The 1,919-nt window shown below is 55.4% G+C and carries 1 protein-coding gene; it reads right to left on the bottom strand.

The genetic code is table 11. The features are described from left to right. Positions 1-60: 60 nt before the first annotated feature. Positions 61-1,554 (bottom strand): group II intron reverse transcriptase/maturase, encoded by a 1,494-nt coding sequence (gene ltrA, locus Q673_RS36140; protein ID WP_081712070.1) that lies wholly within the window; start codon positions 1,552-1,554, stop codon positions 61-63. Positions 1,555-1,919: the final 365 nt, after the last annotated feature.

The following is a 1,919-nucleotide window of genomic DNA, read 5'->3' as shown; positions in this document are numbered from 1 at the left end:
ATGGTCGCGGTAGGAATGCCAGTTGCCCAGCACCCCCCGCGCAGATCCCAGCGTGCGCTACTAACGCACTGGGCTCCTCCCTCGGGTTCTGGCGTCAAAGCGGTAGCAAGGATGTGGATGCAGCAATCGGATTCTCGGAAAGAAGCGGTTTGTAATTCGCACAAAGTTCCCCCAATTGATGTACGCTTTCTGGCTGCGACGCCTCAGCGACTTCAGCCATAGCTTGCGCACCTCGGTGAAGAAAAGCCATATGCTGGGCGAGTTACCCGATACCGAAAAGTAGTTCAAGTGCCCTTGTAGCACTCTTGATAGCCACTTGCCAGTATCCACAACACTGTCGTGCAATCGTCGGCGCAATTCTGCCTTGATTCTCTTCAGTGTCGCCCTCAGCCGTTTCTTGATAGTCTTACGAACAATGATAAAGTTTCCGCTCCGACGGGCCATGCTACAGTAGTGGGTGAAGCCGAGGAAATCAAAGGTTTCTGGTTTCCTCAGCCCCAGCCGTTTCCTGTCTCTGATCGCGTGGCGACCGAACCTTATCAGGCGGGTTTTATCAGGGTGTAAGTTGAGTTCAAACGCCTTGAGACGCTGGTGCAGGTGCTGTTGGAATAGTTGGGCATCAGCTTCATGCTCAAAGCCCAGCACCACATCATCCGCATAGCGGATGATGATAACGTCACCACTCGCACGTCTCTGGCGCCATGTGTGGGCCCATAGATCGAAGGCATAATGTAGGTAGATATTCGCTAGGATTGGTGATATCACCGCCCCTTGCGGGCTTCCTACCTCATTACGCTCGGCATGGTCGCCATTCATGACACCCACCTTCAGCCACTTCCGAATCAGACGAAGGAGGCGCTTGTCGCCGATGCGGTGCTGGAGTAATTTCATAATCCAATCGTGGTCCATGGCATCGAAGAACCGTTGGATATCGGCATCCAGCACCCAGTTTATTGGCTTCCTCAGGATCCCCACACTGACCGCATCCAGCGCATCATGCTGGCCGCGGCCCGGTCGGAAACCGTAGGAAAAGCCCATGAAGTCAGCCTCATAGATGGCCTCCAATACATACACTACCGCCTGTTGGACTATCTTGTCCTCTAGACACAGGATATTAAGGGGACGCTCGGAACCGTCAGCCTTTGGAATCATCGTCCGCCGGGCAGGTCTGGCCCTGTAGCATCCCGCATGTATCCGAGAGTGTAGTTCTATCAGCTTCCCGTAGAGGTTATTTCCGTAGGCTTGCCACGTTATCCCATCAATTCCCGGCGCCGATCCTCGCTTGAGAGCGTAGTAACTGTCAGCCAGGAGAGGTACCGTAATGTGATGCAATAGCGCTGTAAACTGAACATCCTTTCCTTGTCGCGCCACTTGGCGCACACCAGCCAATCCGCTCGACGCAGCTACCCGACTCAGCGTTCGGACTGCGGTCGCCTGACCGGTGTTCCCCTTGGGCAAGGTCCTTCCCTCCACGGCCTCCGCAGGGGAGTATTCCCCATTGTTCGGCTGCTTCTTCGGTACTATGACCTTGTCCGACTTCTCATCCGCGTGCATATTCACCGTTCGGTTTCTACCTTCATGAATCGTCCCGGCATGCCTACCGGGCGCGAATGAGACCTCCCAGGTTCCGTACAAAGGACTTCTCCACGTGCATGGGGTCTCCGACTGCGCAAGGTCTGCCTCACGCTCGCCACGTAACGCATGAGACAGTGCTGCCTTCTCTTCAGCAGAACGAGATCGGCACCTTGAAGTTTGACCCATTTCGCAGCTCAATACCCAGCCCATGGCCTCCCCTGTGAACGCTTCACGATTACCCTCACGAGCAGCCGCGCATCACTCGGGGCCGCGATTGTTGGCTAGACTTTTCCGCGTGGAGGACTTTCACCTCCTATCCTTTGCCAGCTTATCCTGGCGCACTC

It is taken from the genome of Halomonas sp. PBN3 (genome assembly GCF_000475415.1).
GTDB classification, from domain to species: domain Bacteria; phylum Pseudomonadota; class Gammaproteobacteria; order Pseudomonadales; family Halomonadaceae; genus Halomonas; species Halomonas shengliensis.
This window is presented reverse-complemented; position numbering and strand designations above follow the sequence as displayed.